The sequence below is a fragment of the Shewanella xiamenensis genome, from assembly GCF_014647135.1.
Lineage (GTDB): Bacteria > Pseudomonadota > Gammaproteobacteria > Enterobacterales > Shewanellaceae > Shewanella > Shewanella xiamenensis.
Window position 1 is genome coordinate 1 of record NZ_BMOP01000040.1, and the last position, 21200, is coordinate 21200.

General features: G+C 47.2%; 16 protein-coding genes and 1 rRNA gene. 13 read left to right on the forward strand and 4 right to left on the reverse strand.

The features are described 5' to 3' along the window. The 3 genes from IEY09_RS19490 to IEY09_RS19500 form a co-directional block, all read right to left on the reverse strand. Positions 1–120: ribosomal RNA gene (locus IEY09_RS19490) — 16S ribosomal RNA — on the reverse strand; the annotation flags it as partial. 700 nt (positions 121–820) lie between these two features. After that, positions 821–1726: a substrate-binding domain-containing protein gene (locus tag IEY09_RS19495; RefSeq protein WP_037423474.1), complete on the reverse strand. Its 906-nt coding sequence runs from the start codon at positions 1724–1726 to the stop codon at positions 821–823. Between the two features lie 38 nt (positions 1727–1764). Further along, a complete protein-coding gene (locus IEY09_RS19500; RefSeq protein WP_037423471.1) occupies positions 1765–2661 on the reverse strand; it encodes a formate dehydrogenase accessory sulfurtransferase FdhD in 897 nt (298 codons plus the stop codon). A 298-nt stretch (positions 2662–2959) separates the two neighbouring features. Between IEY09_RS19500 and IEY09_RS19505 the strand changes: the two genes are divergently transcribed. From IEY09_RS19505 to IEY09_RS19560, 12 genes are all read left to right on the forward strand, one after another. Continuing rightward, positions 2960–3424: a DUF3305 domain-containing protein gene (locus IEY09_RS19505; RefSeq protein ID WP_037423466.1), complete on the forward strand. Its 465-nt coding sequence runs from the start codon at positions 2960–2962 to the stop codon at positions 3422–3424. After that, complete coding sequence (locus IEY09_RS19510; protein ID WP_099457278.1) at positions 3424–4080, forward strand: DUF3306 domain-containing protein; 657 nt, start codon at positions 3424–3426, stop codon at positions 4078–4080. Before IEY09_RS19505 ends, IEY09_RS19510 begins: the two co-directional genes overlap by 1 nt. 171 nt (positions 4081–4251) lie before the next feature. After that, positions 4252–5928: a 4Fe-4S binding protein gene (locus tag IEY09_RS19515; protein WP_144345261.1), complete on the forward strand. Its 1677-nt coding sequence runs from the start codon at positions 4252–4254 to the stop codon at positions 5926–5928. Between the two features lie 10 nt (positions 5929–5938). Beyond that, a complete protein-coding gene (locus tag IEY09_RS19520; RefSeq protein ID WP_188872331.1) occupies positions 5939–6616 on the forward strand; it encodes a TorD/DmsD family molecular chaperone in 678 nt (225 codons plus the stop codon). A gap of 167 nt (positions 6617–6783) precedes the next feature. Then, positions 6784–6981: a twin-arginine translocation signal domain-containing protein gene (locus IEY09_RS19525; protein WP_011074127.1), complete on the forward strand. Its 198-nt coding sequence runs from the start codon at positions 6784–6786 to the stop codon at positions 6979–6981. A 17-nt stretch (positions 6982–6998) separates the two neighbouring features. Then, entirely contained in the window at positions 6999–9848 is a 2850-nt protein-coding gene (locus IEY09_RS19530) for a molybdopterin-dependent oxidoreductase (RefSeq protein WP_037429190.1), read from the forward strand. A gap of 26 nt (positions 9849–9874) precedes the next feature. Then, positions 9875–10471 carry a formate dehydrogenase FDH3 subunit beta gene (gene fdh3B, locus IEY09_RS19535; protein ID WP_011074129.1) on the forward strand — a complete coding sequence of 199 codons (597 nt, stop codon included), beginning with the start codon at positions 9875–9877 and terminating at the stop codon, positions 10469–10471. 49 nt (positions 10472–10520) lie between these two features. Continuing rightward, the gene (locus tag IEY09_RS19540; RefSeq protein ID WP_037423454.1) at positions 10521–11549 is read left to right on the forward strand and encodes a formate dehydrogenase subunit gamma; all 1029 of its coding nucleotides are present in this window, start codon (positions 10521–10523) and stop codon (positions 11547–11549) included. A gap of 379 nt (positions 11550–11928) precedes the next feature. Beyond that, positions 11929–12129: a twin-arginine translocation signal domain-containing protein gene (locus IEY09_RS19545; protein WP_037423451.1), complete on the forward strand. Its 201-nt coding sequence runs from the start codon at positions 11929–11931 to the stop codon at positions 12127–12129. A 17-nt stretch (positions 12130–12146) separates the two neighbouring features. Then, positions 12147–14999: a molybdopterin-dependent oxidoreductase gene (locus tag IEY09_RS19550; RefSeq protein WP_047536147.1), complete on the forward strand. Its 2853-nt coding sequence runs from the start codon at positions 12147–12149 to the stop codon at positions 14997–14999. Between the two features lie 29 nt (positions 15000–15028). Then, the gene (gene fdh3B / locus IEY09_RS19555) at positions 15029–15598 is read left to right on the forward strand and encodes a formate dehydrogenase FDH3 subunit beta (RefSeq protein WP_037423445.1); all 570 of its coding nucleotides are present in this window, start codon (positions 15029–15031) and stop codon (positions 15596–15598) included. 76 nt (positions 15599–15674) lie between these two features. Further along, positions 15675–16658 carry a formate dehydrogenase subunit gamma gene (locus IEY09_RS19560; RefSeq protein WP_172587355.1) on the forward strand — a complete coding sequence of 328 codons (984 nt, stop codon included), beginning with the start codon at positions 15675–15677 and terminating at the stop codon, positions 16656–16658. Between the two features lie 80 nt (positions 16659–16738). Here IEY09_RS19560 and IEY09_RS19565 read toward each other — a convergent pair whose 3' ends face one another. Further along, on the reverse strand, positions 16739–18796 hold the full coding sequence (locus tag IEY09_RS19565) for a TonB-dependent receptor (protein ID WP_188872333.1): 2058 nt from the start codon (positions 18794–18796) through the stop codon (positions 16739–16741). Positions 18797–19324: 528 nt separating this feature from the next. Here IEY09_RS19565 and IEY09_RS19570 point away from each other — a divergent pair. Next, a complete protein-coding gene (locus IEY09_RS19570) occupies positions 19325–20908 on the forward strand; it encodes a methyl-accepting chemotaxis protein (RefSeq protein WP_188872335.1) in 1584 nt (527 codons plus the stop codon). Positions 20909–21200 lie beyond the last annotated feature (292 nt).

Sequence of the window (21200 nt, forward strand, 5' to 3'; positions counted from 1 at the left end):
TTACTCACCCGTCCGCCGCTCGCCACCTCATAAGTAAACTTACTTGTGCTGCCGCTCGACTTGCATGTGTTAGGCCTGCCGCCAGCGTTCAATCTGAGCCATGATCAAACTCTTCAATTAAAGTTTTGGTGTTTGACTTACGTCAAACGACTCAATGAATTCTGTCGTTTGTTTCCGCTTTTAAAAAAGCGAAACCAAAACTTTGTACATATTGCTATGAACACTCATTCATTGATTTAATTCTTTGATTACTCACCAAACGGCAGAGTAATTTCGATTAACTCAACACCTGTGAGTGTCCACACAGATTTCTTGTTTAGATTGTTAAAGAGCATTTGACCTCATTGCTTGCGTTACCGCTCACTGGGTCAGGGCTGCGTATTCTACGCATTTCCCTTGTCGCGTCAAGGCGTTTTTACAAACTTCTTGAGGCTTTCGAATCAACTGCACATTTTGCATTCGATTCGCACTGTAACTGCGTTAGCTTTCGCTGTCTGCCGTGTCAGTGGATGCGCATTATAGGCAGCGAAACTTTTTGTGCAAGCGCTTTTTTCAGGTTTTTATGATTAATTTTCAAATAGATTGTTACACCCAAGCTAGGCACAACCTACACACTTNAACGCTGGATTTATGCGCAATACAAACCTAACAGCGAGCCTTTATTGAAAGATAGAAGAAAGAATAAATGAGGCGGTAAATTTGGAGCTCTACATTATTAGGATTAGGCAAGATGAAGGCTATTGGTGTCAGCCGCTACTTTACACATATATAAGCTATAAAGTAGCGTGTAGTGATGCACTTATACGTACATATAAGGTACTTAACTTGCACTCCAAAGAAGCTGTCCGCAATCGGTAAGATCATACCCCCCTAAAAGAGCCGCCATTTGCCGAGTATGCCCACTGCTTAACATAGTAAAGAGTTGTTGTAGCTGCCTGCGAAAGTAAATACTTTGTGGCATCACAAAGTCGAAGGACTCCCTGATCAGTGGCACAAAGCTTAAACCGCTCTCTAAAGCAACAGACTGACAACCAAAACCAATATCTGCATCTCCACGTGCAATATAGCCTGCAAGTTCACGCTCACTATAAGCTGTGAGTATGATATTAAGCTGATCTAAACGTGCACCTTGCTTTAATAGCCACTGCTCTAGATGCTGCTGACTGCCAGCGCCGCCTTGGCGACTGACCCAACGCCAAGGCAAACTGAGAACTTTATCCTCTTCTTGGCATCTGTGGTGCATATCGGTACGCATGATCAAGCCTTGCTGACGGGAATAGCCGTGTACCATGATCCATTGTTGATGGTTTTGATAACCTTTAAGCAATGCTGGATGACGGATATTTCTATCTTCCATACTCCCCCAGTGCAAGGTACACACATCAGCATAGCCCTTAGCTAATAACTCCAACCCCAAACGAGAGCCTGTTGCACTGTAACTAATAAGCTCACGACTACCAACCTGCGCCATCAAACGCGCCACTAACATTGACAACAGAGGATCATCACTACCAGTAATCAATAGTCTGTCAGTTAACATACCGCTATGGCAGGAGTCCATCACCCAGCGGTCAATCAGCACCTTAGGGAATAACCATTTGCCGGTGATTTTTGTTGCGGGGAGAATTCGGTCATTCGCCATCGCGTAAACCTTTTTCTCATTAAGATCTAAATACTCAGCAACTTGCTTCGCGCTCATGTAAATCAATTCACTGGCGGATGTCATCTTATATCCTTGTCGTCTATCTCTTTTGAGTCCGGTCGCTATTTATCGGAGTTGGTATTCACATCAAATTCGAGATTTTCACTGCCGTGGTAGACCAAAAAATGACGCCCTTTGGCCCGAGCAATAATCGTGATACCAAGTTTTTGGGCAAGCTCCAGACCCATTTGCGTTACACCACTTCGCGACAGCAATACGGGTATCCCCATTTTGGCGACCTTAATCACCATCTCCGAGGTTAACCGTCCTGTGGTATAGAAGATTTTGTTATCGCCCCGATCCTGTGCTAACCACATATCTCCCGCCAAGGTATCCACCGCGTTATGACGGCCAACATCTTCTACAAAAGCAAGGATCTGGTCAGCTTCACAAACACCACAACCGTGCACTGCACCTGCATTTTTGTAGGTCTCATTATATTCATTGATGTTTTTGAGCAAGCTGTAGAGCGTACTCTGCTTAAGGCTTGGAGTAGGTAGCTGAATACCATCTAAATCCTGCATAAAACTGCCATATACAGTCCCTTGACCACAGCCAGACGTAACGGTTTTTTCAGATAACTTTTGTTCGAGATCGGCGGTTTGCTCATGCGTTAATACCGCGGCAGAATTCACATCCCAATCAACAATTACAGACTCTAATTGAGCAACATCCGAGATAAAACCCTGATTTTTAAGATAACCAAGAGCTAATGACTCAGGCTTTGCCCCCAATGTCATCAGGGTCACTATCGGGCGCCAGTTCAGATAAACCGTTAAAGGTCGCTCACAGGCAACATGCTTATCAATTACCACTCCTGACTCATCCACTGCTTTGACGGCAATAGTTAACGGCACTTCAGCTTGAGTTTTTACAAAGGAAAAGCTTCGCTTGGGTAGAGAAGGATGGTCATTGGCGAGCATCTGCTGAGCAATATTAGAACTGTTATCAGAAATCATAATGTTACCGCTTTACAAGTGATGGCATCAGCATAGCAATATTTATACCTAGGTATAAAACTCAGGGCTAAATGCGTGATCCGTCGCAATACGAAACATTCTGGCGCATCAAAATGTCTCAGACAAAATGTCCATTCAGACAAAATGTCTCGCTTTTAACCCTATTTTGATGATCCACTTCAAACTAATTCCCCTTGTTTAATGGCATTAATATTGCAGTGACCTTTTATCACGATAAGCAGGGGAAATAGCGCCGGATGCTAAGGCTTATCTCCCTTACGGTTGAAACGGAGAGACAATGCAACATACTACTAGTGTTTGGCCCATGTACGTTTCACTCAAAAAAGTAGAGAAACAGGTGGGTCGTTGGACCTCAGTACAATGGGAAATCGATCATTTACTTCCCGCAACCCACGAAGCCCCCGAAGGAGCGACCTTAGTACTGCTAGAGCTGCACAAAGATGAGCGCGCCAGTTACCGCATCAACCTCGATATGGACAATGCGATGTTGTACTTAGTCTGTGATGAAATGGCAGACGGTACTTGGGTACCCGCGTTACTTTCGGCAGATCAAAATGTTGCTGCGGGCTGTCTTGAAGGCAATACGCCCGTAATCAACACGCTTATGCCTGAAGCGATTGCCTGTTGGATCGAAGCCTTTATCACTCAATATGGTGAAGTTGAAATCGCTGCTTATCGTCGTAAGCATGTCGATCACCGTAAAAATCAAGGTCCAAGCCACGATCCATTGCGGAGGGACTAATGACTGATTCAACCCCAAAGGCAAACGGTTTTTTTAGCCGTTGGAGTCAACGTCGTGAGCAAGTGGCAGCTGAAGAAGCCGCTGTTAAAACGCAAACGACTGCGGAAGAACTTGTTGATAATAAGGCAGAAGAGATCACTCAAGAGCCTACCGCTGCGCAAGAATCACAAGATGCGCTTAGCCAGGCAAATGAAGACCCTCATCGCATCCTCACGGCAGAAGATCTCCCTAATCCTGACGAGATTGAGATTGGTGGCAGTTTCGCTCAGTTTATGGGGGCGAATGTTGACCCAGCAGCAAAAACGGCAGCGCTACGCGCCCTTTGGAAACAACCGCATTTCAATGAGATAGATGGTCTTTTGGAATATGCTCTTGATTACAGCAACCAACCGAAACTAACACCCGAAGTCTCCGCTGAATTAGCCCAAAAAGTATTCCGCTATATCACCAAAGACAGTGAAGAATCAGAGATCGAACCGACCTCAACACCAGACGATGTAGTGATCGGTGCAGAAAATACCATCGAATCAAAAAACAGTGATATCGAAACCGAATTGGCCACCATACCGATTGCGGACAATTTGGATGGGGAGACTGATGACCTACCCCAAAATGCACCAGAGCCATTAGCTCAGATGCAAAAGCCAGTTGTTTAATGTCAGTTTAGCTAATTTTTATGTCTATAACTTTGGTATGTGAATTGCTGTACTAAGAGTACAAAACTTAGATAAAAGCAGAAAAGGCAATGACTTAGTATCAAATCAATGCCTGAATCTGTAACAAAACAGCGATAAAAGAGCAGCCAAAGTACTGTTCAGGAACGCAATGTGAGCACTCATTTGACAACCAATCAAACCCAGGCTGCGCTAAAACAAGCGCGGCAAAATGTGTTAGCCCAAACGCAGATTTTACAGAATCTGATCCCGCCAACAGTGAGTTACACCACTGAAGGCACAGTGCTAATTATTGGCCCTGAGGATCTGGCACGCCTCGCGGCGGACAAATTGTCCACTATGGCAAGCCGCGTCATTTTAGCGAACGAAGCCATTACCAGCCAAGATGAAGCACACCTTGAGCAAGTGATGGCTGCCGCCACAAATGTCGAAAGTTACTACAACAAGCTCATCGGTATTAAAGGTTTTTTAGGGCAGTTCCAAGTTAGCGTTGAGCATCAAAACGGCGCGGCGGAATTGAGTGTTGTCGCCATTCGTAAACCTCATTTCGACTTGATTCTCGATTTAAGCAGCACACCTTGCTTGAATTTAGAGATGCTGCCACCGGGTTATTTCTATGTCGGTCAAGACGAAGCCAAACTGGCCGATGCGCTGGAGCAACTGCCAGAACTGGTAGGGCAATTTGATAAACCCCGTTACGTCAAAATCAATGCCGACCTGTGCGCCCATGACCGTAATGGCATCAACGGCTGTAACCGTTGCCTCAACTTCTGCCCTGCCGATGCAATTAGCAGTGTCGCCAAGAAAATTGAGGTCGATCCTTACCTCTGCCACGGCGCTGGCAGCTGTGCGAGCGCCTGCCCAACGGGTGCGATTGGTTATGACTTACCGACACCACAGGCATTGCATTCTTACCTGAATAAAATTATCAGTCGTTACCGTGAGCAAGCGCAAACAGCACCAGTGATATTGTTCCACGACAACGCGGTTGGCGCGAGCTTGATAGGGGACGACTTAGCCGGGGATGTGCTCCCTGTCGCCCTCGAAGAAATCACCGTTGCCAGCATTGACCATTGGTTAGCTTCACTGGCTTGGGGCGCACGCCAAGTGTTAATCCTCAATACCGAGGCAACTGCCCCTACGCTCACACAAATGTTGAAAGGTGAACTGGCTTTAGCCAACAGCATTTTAGATGAAATGGGCCAACCGCAGCGCTTGAGTCTTATCGACCCAAGCATGCTGGCGAATTTGGAGCCTGTGCTCGACATCAGCCTCGATTGGCCAGTGATTGTGCCCGGCGCTTTTGCGTCCACCAGCAAACGTAACACTCTGTTTGATGCGATTGACCATCTAAACAGCCAAGCGGGTGAAATCAACAGCTGTTTAAGTATCAACAACGTTCCCTACGGCAACGTCAGCGTCAATGTCGAGAAATGTACCCTGTGTATGTCCTGCGTGGCGATTTGCCCCACCATGGCATTACAAGATGGTGGCGACAAACCTGCACTACACTTTATTGAGCAAAACTGTGTGCAATGTGGCTTATGTGAGGCGGCTTGCCCTGAAAAGGTCATCAGCCTGACGCCACAAATTAACTTTGATAAAGCTGCTCGTCAGCAATTACAAACCCTGAAAGAAGAAGCCCCGTTCGAATGTATTCGCTGTGGCTCTCCTTTTGCGACCCAATCTATGGTGCATCGGATGCTGGATATGGTCGGCGCGCACAGTGCATTTTCAGCCAATATAGAACGCTTGAAAATGTGTGGTGATTGCCGGGTAAAAGACATGTTTGAAGACATTCTTCAAGATCCTGAAAAGCAACTGCGATAAGAGATCCGCTATGACCGAATCAGTAAGACAAGTATCAGAAAACGATCAGTTGAGAGCCGATATCTATCAACTGTTAGCCGCCCTTTTGCGTCGCCATCCTAGCCCTGAGCTGCTGCAATTTTTGGCCAACCTTGAAATCGATGCCAATGAAGACAATGAGATGACCAAGGCTTGGTTATCTGTACAACTGGCTGCAAAGCAATTCAGCAGTGAACAATTAGAAGATGAGTATTTTGCACTGTTCCTCGGTGTGGGTTGTGGCGAAATCTTGCCCTATGGCAGTTGGTTTATGACTGGCTCATTAATGGACAAACCCTTAGCACTGCTGCGCCAAGACTTGATGCAACTCGGTTTTGAGCGCGAAGAAAACGTCAAAGAGCCCGAAGATCATGTGGCGGCTCTGTGTGAAGTGATGGGCACATTAATTCTTGAGGCTCCAGGTTATCGTCAACTAGCGTTTTACCAACGCCATATTGGCAGCTGGATTCAGCGCTTCTGCGACAACCTAGGTAAAGCACCTAGTGCCGCCTTTTACGCTACGGTTGCCCATCTTGCTAAGGCGTTTTTCGAGATGGAAGCCACCGAATTTGAACAACTCAGTTTAGACATTCCCGTCAATTGCCCCGGCAGTGCGGAGCTACAACCCGCCGCCAGCGATTTAGAAAAACAAGTGGAATTAATGAACTAAACTTAAAACGGTTAGCGATACGCAGATTCAGTGCCTATCGCGTTTTAGTTTGATAGGCAAAGGTGGACTTAACGTTCACCTTTGCCACAAAAAGGAAGCTTAGGCTTCCACAGTAACCGAGGTGGTCGTGGTTTGTATCACCTCATTTAGTAACACAAGGAGACACTATGAAGAAGCAAGCTTCCGACATGGGCCGCCGTCAACTGCTCAAAGCATTAGCACTCGGCAGTGCGGCTGGCGCGGTAGCGACTGTGAGTAGCCAAGCATTGGCTGCGACCCCCACTGTTGCCCCAAGCGAACCTAAGAGTGACAACTATCGCGAAACCGACCATATCCGTAATTACTATGCGTCGTTGAACAACTAACCAGAGGAGTGTGTGTGATGCGATTAACCCGCAAAACAGACCAAGTTGTCGAGCCTAAAGCGCCCGCCCTCGGTCTCAATCGTCGCCAATTTTTAAAATCGGCAGGTCTTGCCACTGGTGGTATTGCTGCAGCGTCAATGCTAGGTACTGGCATGATGCGTAAAGCAGAAGCCAAAGATATCCCCCACAATGCACCGACCGAAGTTAAGCGTACCATTTGCTCTCACTGCGCTGTGGGTTGTGGTATCTATGCTGAAGTACAAAACGGTGTGTGGACAGGCCAAGAACCCGCATTTGACCATCCATTCAACCAAGGCGGTCACTGTGCTAAAGGTGCTGCTCTGCGTGAGCACGGCCATGGCGAAAAACGCCTGAAATACCCAATGAAGTTAGAAGGCGGTAAGTGGAAGAAGATCTCTTGGGATCAAGCCATCAATGAAGTGGGCGATAAGATGATGGCGATTCGTCAAGAATCAGGTCCAGATTCTATCTACTTTATGGGTAGTGCTAAGTTCTCAAATGAACAGGCTTATTTATATCGCAAATTTGCCGCATTGTGGGGCACGAACAACGTCGACCACTCAGCCCGTATTTGTCACTCTACCACAGTAGCCGGTGTTGCAAACACTTGGGGCTACGGTGCGCAAACTAACTCGATTAACGATATCCGCAACTCTAAGTGCATCATGTTTATTGGGGCAAACCCAAGTGAAGCTCATCCAGTTGCAATGCAACATATTTTGATTGGTAAAGAGCGCGGCGCCAAAATTATTGTCGTTGATCCTCGTTTCACCCGTACTGCAGCGAAATCTGATGAGTACGTGCATATCCGCCCAGGTACCGATATTCCGTTCATTTATGGCCTGTTATGGCACATTTTTGAAAATGGCTGGGAAGATAAAGAATTTATCAAGCATCGTGTTTACGGCATGGAACGTATCCGCGAAGAAGTGAAAAAGTACACCCCAGAAGAAGTTGAAAACGTAGTGGGCGTACCTAAGGCACAAATGTATCGTGTTGCCAAGATGATGGCTGAAACCAAACCCGGCACCATTATTTGGTGTATGGGTGGTACTCAGCACCACGTCGGTAATGCCAATACCCGCTCATACTGCTTATTGCAATTAGCTTTAGGTAACATGGGGGTTCCTGGTGGTGGTACTAACATTTTCCGTGGCCACGATAACGTACAAGGTGCAACTGACTTTGGTTTGTTATTCGATAACTTACCCGGTTATTACGGTTTAACCACTGCAGCATGGAACCACTGGGCCAATGTGTGGGATCTCGATCCTAAATGGGTGGCAAGCCGTTTCGACCAAGGCGAATACTTAGGTCAAACACCACAAACTTCAACTGGTATTCCCTGCTCTCGCTGGCACGATGGCGTACTTGAAGATAAAACCAAAATCGCGCAAAAGGACAATATTCGTTTAGCGTTCTTCTGGGGGCAATCAGTCAACACTGAAACCCGTGGCCGCGAAGTACGTGAAGCACTGAATAAAATGGATACTGTGGTGGTTGTGGACCCATTCCCAACCATGGCAGGCGTGATGCATCAACGTAAGGATGGGGTGTATCTGCTACCCGCTGCGACTCAGTTTGAAACCTACGGCTCAGTGTCAGCCACAAACCGCTCGGTTCAATGGCGTTCGAAGGTGATAGAGCCGCTGTTCGAATCACTGCCAGATCACGTGATCATGTGCAAACTCGCTAAGAAAGTAGGCATAGATAAAGAACTGTTCAAACAAATCAAAGTCAACGGTGATGAGCCATTGATTGAAGATATTACCCGCGAATTTAACAAAGGTATGTGGACAATCGGCTACACAGGACATAGCCCAGAACGCTTAAAAATGCACCAAGAAAACTGGGGTACTTTTAATGCTGACAGCCTAGAAGCACCGGGAGGCCCAGCCAAGGGTGAGACCTATGGCTTACCATGGCCATGTTGGGGCACGCCAGAAATGAAACACCCTGGCACCCAAATTCTGTATAACGAAGCCAAACATGTTAAAGATGGTGGTGGTAACTTCCGCGCCCGCTATGGTGTTGAGCACAATGGCGTCAATATTCTTGCTGAAGGCACTTACTCTAAGGGTAGTGAAATCCAAGATGGTTACCCCGAATTTACCGCCGATATGCTCAAGCAACTGGGTTGGTGGGACGATTTAACCGAAGAAGAGAAAAAACACGCTGAAGGCAAAAACTGGAAGACAGATATCTCTGGCGGCATTCAACGTGTTGCCATTAAACATGGCTGTATTCCCTATGGTAACGCGAAAGCACGTTGTATCGTTTGGACTTTCCCAGATGATATCCCACTGCATCGCGAACCACTCTACACTCCTCGTCGTGACTTAGTCGCTAAGTACCCAACCTACGAAGACCGTATGGTTGCGCGTCTACCGACACTTTATAAGTCGATTCAGGATAAGGACTTTACCCAAGGTTTCCCACTGACACTGACCTCTGGTCGTTTAGTGGAATACGAAGGTGGTGGTGAAGAATCTCGTTCTAACCCTTGGTTAGCCGAGCTACAACAAGAAATGTTTATCGAAATGAACCCGGCAGACGCTGCTGACCGTGGTATTCGTGACGGTGACAATGTCTTCGTTCATAGCCCTGAAGGCGCCAAGATCACAGTGAAGGCAATGGTGACGCCACGGGTTGTACCGGGTGAATGTTTTATGCCGTACCACTTCGCAGGGGTATTTGAAGGCGAAAGCCTAGCGAAAAACTATCCAGAAGGCACTGTGCCTTATGTGATAGGTGAGTCGGCAAACACCATTTTAACTTACGGCTATGACGTTGTGACTCAGATGCAAGAAACGAAGTCCAGCTTGTGCCAGATAAGCAAAGCCTAACCAACTTGATGAGGAGATAAGCCATTATGGCAGTCATGAAATTTTTGTGTGACACCAAACGCTGCATCGAGTGTAACGGCTGCGTCACAGCATGTAAAAACGAAAACGACTCCGCGCTGGAGTGGGGTATTCAACGTCGCCGCGTGGTGACAATTAACGATGGTCAACCAGGTGAAGCATCGATTTCAGTCGCATGTATGCACTGTACCGACGCTCCTTGCATGGCCGTATGTCCGGCAGATTGTTTCTACCGTACTGACGATGGCATTGTGCTGCACAACAAAGATACCTGTATCGGTTGTGGTTACTGCTTCTATGCCTGTCCATTCGGTGCACCACAATTTCCGAAGAAAACCGCCTTTGGTAGCCGCGGTAAAATGGATAAGTGTACCTTCTGCGCCGGTGGCCCAGAAGAAACCTTCTCCGAAGCCGAGCACAAGAAATACGGTGCCAACCGTATTGCTGAAGGCAAGCTACCTATGTGTGCAGAGCTTTGTGCAACTAAAGCACTGCTCGCGGGTGATGCGGAAGTGGTATCAAACATTTACCGTCAACGTATGGCATCTCGAGGCAATCCTAACGTGATTTGGGGCTACAACCCAAAAACCGGTGAGATTAACTAAGCAGAGTGAAGGTTAGGGAGTGCTCCCTAACCTCTGGCAAGGAGTGAAAATGTTAAACAAACAGTTAAACAAATCACTGCGCAGTCTGTTTGCTCTGATGGTACTCGTGATGGGATTGGGACTTGGCTCAGTCATGAGCGCAGGCTCAGTACTGGCAAGTGATCAGCAATCGAGCCAACAGCAGGCGAAAGCGCAAACCAGCGAAGCCGATCTGTGGCGTGCGGTAAAGTCGGGTGAAACTGGCTATACCACGGCCAAAGGGGTCGAAACTGGGGTATTGATTAACGTTGCCGGTAACCAAGGTAAAGAAATAAGGAATCAATATATCACCCCGATTATGGCCTTGGCTGTGACGGGTGTGTTTGGTGCTTTCTTACTGTTTTATCTGGTGAATGGTCCTTCAAAACTCAGCCACGGTTTCTCGGGCAAGATGGTTGTACGTTGGTCAAAGGCAGATTTGTGGATCCATTGGATCATGGCAATTAGCTGTCTTGCACTGATGTTTACTGGCTTAACTATTATGCTCGGTAAGCATGTCGTGCAGGAGCTGCTTGGGCCAGATATCTGGGCACCACTGATCTACGGTAGTAAAACTGTACATGACTGGGCTGGCCCCGTCTTTATCATGGCGTGGATTGTCTGCGTAGTGAAATGGATGCCACTTCAAACCTTTAAGATGTACGATCTTAAATGGTTCTTAGTGGTCGGTGGCTATATCAACTTTGGCCCATTCAAAGGTAAACACCCTGACAGTGGTTTTGCCAACGCCGGTGAGAAAATGTGGTTCTGGACACTGACCCTATTCGGGCTGTTTATCAGTGTGTCTGGCATCATGTTGGTATTACCCGGCTTAGACCTACCCCGTGAAGCCTCGATGGGCGCGCTGCTGATCCACTCGATCAGTGCCGTTATCCTGATTGCCTTTACTATTGTGCATATTTGGATGGCAACGGTGCTCAGTGAAGGTGGTATGGAGTGTATGAAGTCAGGCTATTGTGATGAAAACTGGGCTATCCAGCATCACAACCTGTGGTATGACGAAATCAAAGCCAACGGCAGTTTGCGTTATAAAGACTAACGCAAGGGGTTATGCTTAACCCGATAAAAACACCTCGCACTGCGGGGTGTTTTTTTATCCAAACCAAACCAACAACTTATTAACAAACATTTTGTTTTGAAGTAGAAATCGGGCAATTTTGTCATCTCAAATAAACCGCCAAAGCATGAGCAAGTTAACGCTTTTGGATTGGCGTATCATCTTCTGTTACCGCAAACTGTTCTAGATCAAATCCTACTCAATCTTTTCCTACTATATTGCCGTCACGCGCGATGATTAACGGCAAGCAAGATGATTTTATTATCTTTTTCACCTCTAATCTTCACTTTTTGATAACAAGCACCACTCCTCGAAAAGTCGCGCCATCCCAAGAACCATAACCCCTATTTCAGGAGTCAGCATGAAGCAACAACCTAGCGATTTAACTCGCCGTTCTTTGCTTAAAGCACTCACCGTTGGCAGCGTAGCCGGCGCCGCAATTGCCGCTACCGGCATCAGTGCAGCCCAAGCCAGCGAGAGCAGCAAGGTAACAACTAAAGAACCTAAGGGTTACCACGAAACTGCGCACATTATCAGCTATTACGATAGCCTGCGTAGCTAATCTAGGAGAAGTCAGCGATGAAGTTAACTCGCAAGTCCGATGTCGCCAAAGTGGCCGACAAACCGACGTTAGGCATTAGCCGTCGTCAATTTATGAAGCAAGCTGGTATTGCTACCGGTGGTATCGCAGCCGCTTCTCTGATGGGTACTGGCATGATGCGCCGCGCAGAAGCCAAAGATGTACCGCACGATGCGCCTATCGAAGTTAAACGTACGATTTGTAGTGCCTGTGCCGTCGGTTGCGGTCTATATGCCGAAGTACAAAACGGTGTATGGACAGGTCAGGAACCCGCATTTGATCACCCATTCAACGCCGGCGGTCACTGCGCTAAAGGTGCTGCACTGCGTGAGCATGGCCACGGTGAAAAACGCCTGAAATACCCAATGAAATTGGTTGATGGCAAGTGGAAAAAAATCTCTTGGGAAGATGCGATTAACGAAGTGGGCGACCAAATGCTCAACATTCGTAAAGAATCTGGCCCAGACTCAGTGTACTTCATGGGTAGCGCTAAGTTTTCTAACGAAGGCTGCTATATGTACCGCAAACTGGCGGCCATGTGGGGCACCAACAACGTCGACCACTCTGCACGTATTTGTCACTCTACCACGGTAGCCGGTGTTGCTAACACTTGGGGTTACGGTGCGCAAACTAACTCTTTCAACGATATTCAGAATGCCAATGCTATCTTCCTGATCGGGGCAAACCCAGCGGAAGCGCATCCGGTTTCAATGCAACACATTCTGATCGCTAAAGAGAAAAATAACGCGAAAATCATCGTCGTTGATCCACGTTTCTCTCGCACAGCAGCGCACTCAGATCTGCACTGTGCAATTCGTCCAGGCACCGACATTCCGTTTATCTACGGTATGTTATGGCACATTTTCGAAAACGGTTGGGAAGATAAAACCTTTATCAAACAACGCGTATTCGAGATGGAAAGTATCCGCAGAGAAGTGAAAAAATTCCCGCCAAAAGAAGTGGCGGATATCACTGGCGTAAGCGAAGAAGTGGTTTATCAAGCCGCTAAACTGATGGCCGATAATCGTCCTGGTACTGTGATTTGGTGTATGGGTGGTACTCAGCATCACGTCGGTAACGCTAACACTCGTGCTTACTGTATTCTGCAATTAGCCTTAGGCAACATGGGCGTATCTGGCGGCGGTACTAACATTTTCCGTGGTCACGATAACGTACAAGGTGCGACTGACTTAGGTCTGTTATTCGATAACTTACCAGGTTACTACGGTTTAACCTCTGCGGCTTGGACTCACTGGACCCACGTGTGGGATCTAGATATGGAATGGGTGAAGAGCCGTTTCGATCAAAACGCCTACTTAGGCAAAGATCCAATGACCACTCCAGGTATTCCTTGTTCTCGCTGGCACGATGGCGTGTTAGAAGACAAGAGCAAACTGGCTCAGAAAGATAATATCCGTATGGCCTTCTTCTGGGGTCAATCGGTCAACACTGAAACCCGTCAACGTGAAGTGCGTGATGCCTTAGACAAGATGGATACAGTCGTCGTTGTCGACCCATTCCCAACAATGGCAGGTGTTATGCACCGTCGTAAGAATGGCGTGTACCTGTTACCTGCTGCGACTCAGTTTGAAACACAAGGTTCAGTGTCTAACTCAGGCCGTTCTATCCAATGGCGTGAGCAGGTTATCCAACCTTTATTCGAGTCAAAAACCGACATCGAAATCATGTACCGTTTAGCGCAAAAACTCGGTATCGACGAGCAGTACACTAAACGCATCGCCAAAGAAAACGGCTTACCAGTAATCGAAGACATTACTCGCGAAATTAACCGCGGTATGTGGACTATCGGTATGACAGGTCAAAGCCCTGAGCGTATCAAGTTACACACCCAAAACTGGGGCACCTTCAGCAATAAAACGCTTGAAGCCGCAGGGGGGCCTGCGAAGGGCGAAACCTACGGTTTACCTTGGCCATGTTGGGGTACACCAGAAGCTAAACACCCTGGTACCCAAATTCTGTATAACCAAGCCAAACACGTAAAAGACGGCGGCGGTAACTTCCGTGCTCGTTATGGTGTTGAATACAACGGTCAAAGCATTTTGGCGGATGGCACTTACTCTAAGGGTGCGGAAATCCAAGATGGTTATCCTGAGTTTACTGCCGATATGCTCAAGCAATTGGGTTGGTGGGATGATCTGACTGCCGAGGAAAAAGCCGAAGCCGAAGGTAAAAACTGGAAGACTGACCTGTCAGGCGGTATCGTGCGCGTGGCAATTAAGCACGGTTGTATCCCATTTGGTAACGCCAAAGCCCGCTGTATCGTTTGGACCTTCCCAGACCAAGTACCTGTGCACCGCGAGCCGTTATACACAGCACGCCGTGACTTAGTCGCTAAGTACCCAACCTACGACGATATGCAAGTTCATCGTCTACCAACACTGTACAAGTCAATCCAAGAGAAAGACTTCAGCGGTAAATATCCATTAGTACTGACCTCTGGTCGTTTAGTGGAATATGAAGGTGGTGGTGAAGAATCTCGTTCTAACCCATGGCTGGCTGAGCTTCAACAGGAAATGTTTGTTGAAATCAACCCAGGCGACGCTGCCGACCGCGGTATCCGCAACGGTGAGTTTGTATGGTTAGAGGGCGCCGAAGGTGGCCGCATTAAAGTACAAGCCATGGTAACGCCACGCGTTAAACCGGGTGTGACCTTTATGCCTTACCACTTTGCGGGTGTGATGCACGGCGAAAGCTTAGCGCCTAACTACCCTGAGGGCACAGTGCCTTACGTTATCGGTGAATCCTGTAACACAGCACTGACCTATGGTTATGACCCTGTGACCCAAATGCAGGAAACCAAAGCGTCGCTCTGTCAGATCGTTAAAGCGTAAGTGCAGCTTAAGCTAGGAGAATTGCCACTATGGCTACAATGAAATTTTTGTGTGATACCAAGCGCTGCATCGAATGTAACGGCTGTGTCACCGCATGTAAAAACGAAAACGACTCCGCTCTCGAGTGGGGTATCCAACGCCGCCGCGTGGTAACCATCAACGATGGTCAACCAGGTGAGGCATCAATCTCTGTCGCCTGTATGCATTGCTCAGATGCACCATGTATGGCGGTTTGCCCAGCAAACTGCTTCTACAGAACCGATGACGGCATTGTGCTACATAACAAAGATGCCTGTATTGGTTGTGGTTACTGCTTGTACGCCTGCCCATTTGGCGCACCACAGTTCCCGAAAAAAGGTGCCTTTGGTAGCCGCGGTAAGATGGATAAATGTACCTTCTGTGCCGGTGGCCCAGAAGAAAACCACTCAGAGGCAGAGCGCCAGAAGTACGGTTCAAACCGTATTGCCGAAGGCAAACTGCCAATGTGCGCAGAACTCTGCGCCACTAAAGCCTTATTAGCGGGTGATGCAGAAGTTGTTTCGAACATCTTCCGTGAGCGCGTGGCTTACCGTGGTGCTAAAAACGCGGCTTGGAATTAATTCAGGTCACAGGATCTGTCCACAGACTTAGCTTGGCGCCTGCTTGCAGGCGCCACTAAGCGAGAGAGGATGTATGATGAACAAATGGTTCAAACACATAGGTTTAGCCATAGCACTGCTATTTAGTGCCGTGTGCCTAGCCAATGGTGGTGATGGACAGGCGATCCAACCTCAAGCCTCTGATGCCCAAATTTGGGCACAGCTGAAGGATGGCGCGACGGGATACACTACCTCACAAAGCGAGTTCCACGCACAGCCGATCAATACTTATGATCTACGGGTGTTGGAGCTGCGTAGCGACTGGTTAGCGCCGGCTTTAATGGCAGCGCTATTCGGCATGATCATTATCTTTGTCTTATTTATCAAGGTGAATGGCATTTCTAAGCTACACCATGGTTTTTCAGGCAAGTTAGTGCATCGCTGGTCTAAATTCGACGTTTCTATTCACTGGTTAGGTGCGATTCCGTGCTTACTATTGATATTAACGGGCTTAACCTTATTAGCAGGTCGCTTCTTCTTCCAACCTTGGTTGGGCGAAGGCATCTGGGAAGCTATCGTCTATGGCGCTAAGCAAATCCATGATGTGATGGCGATTCCGTTTATGATCGGCTGGGCATTGATGACAGTGTTATGGGCGAAGAACCAGCTGCCAAAAATGTACGACGTGAAGTGGTTCCTGGTTGTTGGTGGTTACATCAACTTTGGTCCATTCAAAGGTAAACACCCTGATGCAGGCTTTGCCAACGCTGGTGAAAAAATGTGGTTCTGGGCCTTTGCCCTGTTTGGATTAGTGATTTCAGCCTCGGGCATGTTGTTACTGTTCCCAAATCTTTTCGAACCAAGCCGCACCTTAAGCTTAATCGCGCTGGTATTGCACTCAGTGAGCGCCATCGTGATCTGCGCTTTCTCTATCGTGCACATCTTTATGGCAACGGTGATGTCAGAAGGTGGTATGGAGTGTATGGTGTCTGGTTATTGTGATGAAAACTGGGCAACCCAACACCACAACCTGTGGTACGACGAAATCAAAGCTAACGGCACGTTGAAATATAAAGAGTAAAAGTCGCTGAAAATAAAAAACCTCCACAGCATATTGTGGAGGTTTTTTTATGGGAAAAATAAGTGCGTTAAATCGAGCGATTAGAAGCGATACATCACAGAGACACCGATATTTCTGGGGTCGATAATCGCGGCATAACCATCGGGGTAACTGCGGCTGGCGGGTTCATTTACCGTCAACGCTTGCTCATCAAACAGGTTGTTGACAAAGCCGCTAACTCTCCAGCTATCGGTTTGATAATCAAGGCTCACACGCGCAACAACATAATCACCCGCTATTCTAGATTCGGTATTATTAATATCCGCAAAATACTCGCCAACATAGTTGCCTGAAAAACCGAAAGAGAACGCATCATTCATCCAATACTTGAATCCGGCATTAGCAGTAATGTGCGGGGCTGAGTTCAACTGATTACCGATAATATCCCCATAGCTAGGGTCGGCTTGCTTGATTTCGCTATCGAGTAAACCTACGCCCGAAATAAACTGCCAGTTTTCAGTTAACATGGCGCTGAATTCGGCTTCAATACCGTAACTGACGGCTTTATCGATATTGGTAATTTTGCGTGCGCTATTAGACGCTTGATAACCATCAAAATCGTTGTAGAAGATATTAGCACTTAAGTTGACATCGCCATTGGCAAATGCGCTACGGCTACTCAGTTCATAGGTATTTACAAACTCCTCATCGTAGTAGTAATACTCGCTTTCCACCAAAGACAGCGCGCCACCACCCGAGTTATAACCACGACGAACACTGGCCGCTAAGGTGGTATTATCATTCAGTGCGTATTGCAGTACTAACTTCGGCAGGGTAACGGTATTGGCGTCATCGAGTTTTTCCTCAAGTAGACTACCTTGATAGCGCATGTTGAAGTTACGTAATTGCTCCTCACGCATCACGCGGCCACCAACAGTAATCCAGAGCGAGTCGGCGAGCCCATAGGTGACTTCACCATAAACGGAGGCTGACTTAGTGCTGTCATCACCACTATAGATTGAGCTGCCAGTACTACCAAAATCTTGGCTACGTTTAAAATAGGCTAAACCAACAAAACCGTTGAAATCTTTGTCTTTAAGGCCAAAGCTATATTTGCCATCTACGGTATAACTCTTGTCCTCCATATCCACATATTGCTGGGCGGTCACGAGAGGGTCATAGGTTTCAAAGCCCCAATCGTAATCCATATAGGCGACAATCAGATCGAGGGCTTGCCCTTCCCCGAGGTCATAATCCACTTTCACAGAGTGAGTTGTCGATTTAGTCTCGATATAACGTTGGGAAATCGGCTTATACGCCCATGGATCATCACCGGTAAAATAGTTACGCCCAGAGTCACCTTTCTCATCATTGTAAGAAAAGCTATAGAGCACTTTTAGGTCTTCAATTGCGCTCGGTTGCCACAGGAATTTGCCGCGCCAGCGATTGGTGATCAACTCATTTTGATCAAATGTGGCGGGATTCGTCTCGTATTCCAAGCCTTTATTGTAGGTTTCGCCCGTCACATTTTGCCCGCTCACCCTAAATGCTAACTCATCATCGAGGATGGGGCCAGAGAGCATCACTGCACTGTCGACAAAGTTATCTTGATTGCGATAACCCACGCGAGCCGCGCCCTGCCAATCGAAGGTCGGATCTTCGGTTTTAATAAATACCGTACCGCCAATGCTGTTACGACCATTAATCGTCGATTGCGGACCACGGAAAACCTCAATTTGTTGAATATCCCACAGCCCAGTATCACCGGTAAGATCCGCAACAAAAGGCTCCGCCACACCATCGACTAAGGTTGATACCCGCGCACGAGCCCCACCGGTGAAAGAGTTAAATCCGGAGGCCGAACCATTACCAGAAACCCCACGGATATCAGGCACAGAGCCGGATAACACCACCACGTTAGGCACCTCAGATAAGGCACTTGAGGTTGATTGGTATTGGCCGCTATCGAGGGTTTCCTTATCAATCACTGAAATAGATGACGTCGTATCCTTCAGGCTACGCTCAATCTTTTCACCATAAACAGTAATTCTTTCAATCGGTTCTGAAGATTCTGCATCCACGCCCGCATAAGCTGACGATATTAGTAAGCTCGAAACCATTGCAGCAATTACACTTTTGTTAAACGCCCTGCATTCCATAAAAACCTCGACGGCACTCATTGATAAAAAGGTATTAACTAAAAATGCCGACAATTTATCTTAAAACAACCTTAACCACAATTGATAATCAATATCATTTACACTTTGATTTATTGCTTTGTGATACGGCGCATATTCATCAGGAATGGCATAAAAAAATGGAACATTAGGGGACAAATGCGATGACTTTAGTGACAGATAAAGATAGTTGCAGAGCTTTATGAGTTTTTGGGATTTCCTTCACAATCATCTTTATGACTGTTAATGCACTGTAGTATGAGCTGTAACTACCAGCATTTTAATTATTAAAATCAATACCATGAAAACACACTGAACTTTAATTACATAACATATGACAACTGTTAGGCTATCCCATGCTAACAGGGCATAAACAAATCCTTTTAAAACATCAGATTAGCAATTATCGCATCAAGAAAGCGCGTTGCAGAACGGTTAGCCAAGGAGCTAAACTAGCTACTTATGTAATTTAATTACACCCTTCTTGATTTAATACCCCAGTAGGCCACCATGTTTAACAATGCAAAAACCAGCACATTGACGGCGCTGCCTTCAGTGTTTGCGAGTATTTTATTGATCATTATCGGCATTTCCTCCTATCGGGGCTTTGCTGAACTCAATGACACCAGCAGCAGGCTAGTCAACAACACCCAACTCGCCGAAACCTTCACCAATGTGCGTGAAGCTTTCTTCGAGTTGCGCTTAGCTACATTAGTCCATAACAGCGACGCCATCAGCTTGCAGCAACGCAATGTGCAGCAGCTTGTCGAGCAACTCGCAGGATTTAACACCGATTTTATGGGGCAAGATGCTAGAACGATCCGCACACTACTGCCTCAAATCGAGCAATATGTGCGTCTCTATCAGCAGGAGTTAGCCTTCGCCAAACAAACCGGCACTGACCCCGAACTCACGCCAGAACGTGGCGCACTTGGGCCAAAAGTTAGCAATGAGATCAATCAGTTAGTTAAATTGATCACCCAACGCAACCATGAACTTGGCAAACAGGCCGAAGACAAAGTCAATGCCACCGAGGCACTGCTCCTTGGTTTAATCCTAATCGCCATAGTCGCGTCCTTACTAAGCGCCCTGTTTATGAGCAGACGTTTGGTCAATATCGTTAATCAAATCAAGCGTGTTGTAGAACACCTTGCCGATGGCGATCTCACCCAGAAGACTCAAATCAGCGGTCAAAACGAACTCTGTTCGCTTGGCGCCGATCTCGACCGAGTGATTGACCACTTGCGCCATATGATTTCCGATATTGCCCAGGCCTCTGAACATATGTCGGATCAAATTGGTCAGTTGAATGTGCAGTCCAATGCCAATACCCATGCATTGCAAACCCACGCGGTAGAAACCGACCAAGTGGTTACGGCCATGACCGAAATGAGTGCAACTGCCCATAATGTTGCCGGTGATGCAGCCTCCGCCGCACGCTTTACCCAACAGGCAAATGAACAGGCTGATAAGTCGAAAAAGGCTGTCGAACAAGCGGCAAAGACGGTTATCGCGCTGGTCGGCAAAGTTGATGTAGCAGCACACAACATAGCGGAAATGAATGAAAACACCCGCCATATCGCCACCATCTTAGATGTAATTGGAGATATCGCCGATCAAACCAACTTACTCGCACTTAATGCCGCCATCGAAGCCGCCCGCGCCGGTGAACAGGGCCGTGGTTTCGCCGTCGTCGCCGACGAAGTACGCGCCCTCGCCGCCCGCACCCAAGCGAGCACAGCTGAGATCAATCAGATGTTAGAGCGACTAAGCAATGGGGCCAACTCAGCCGTTAGCGCAATGGATGAGACCAAACAGAGTTGCCAAGACGCAGCTGACACCACCACGCTGGTCACTGAAAGCCTTGAAACCTTAACGACCTATGTATTTGATATCAATGGATTGAGTAATCAAATTGCCACCGCCGCCGAAGAACAAAGCGCAGTAAGTGAAGAGATTAATCGTAACTTGAATACCATTCGCGAAATGGTTGAAGAGTTAAATCAAAGCGGTAAAGCAACCCTCAATAGTGCGACCTCTTTGGCCGCCACTAAAGAACAGCTAACTGGCGTAGTCTCGCATTTTAGACTCTAATTCGAGTCAGCTAAGTCGTTACAATGGCCTAATACCGCAAGATGTTAGGCCATTTTTGATTAAGGGCGAACAACTATTGGCGACAACATCACAATCTCAGCACTCATACACTTCATTCATAATGAGCCATTAGATACACCAAAAAAATAAAGGCACCCTAAGGTGTAATGCCGATCAGTTAAGACAGATCGCTTGACGATCTCGCTGAAAAGATCAAAATCCGATGACCTCATGTCATCGGATTTTTTATGCAACTCTCAGAAGCACTCGCCCGTACTCATATTACCCGCCT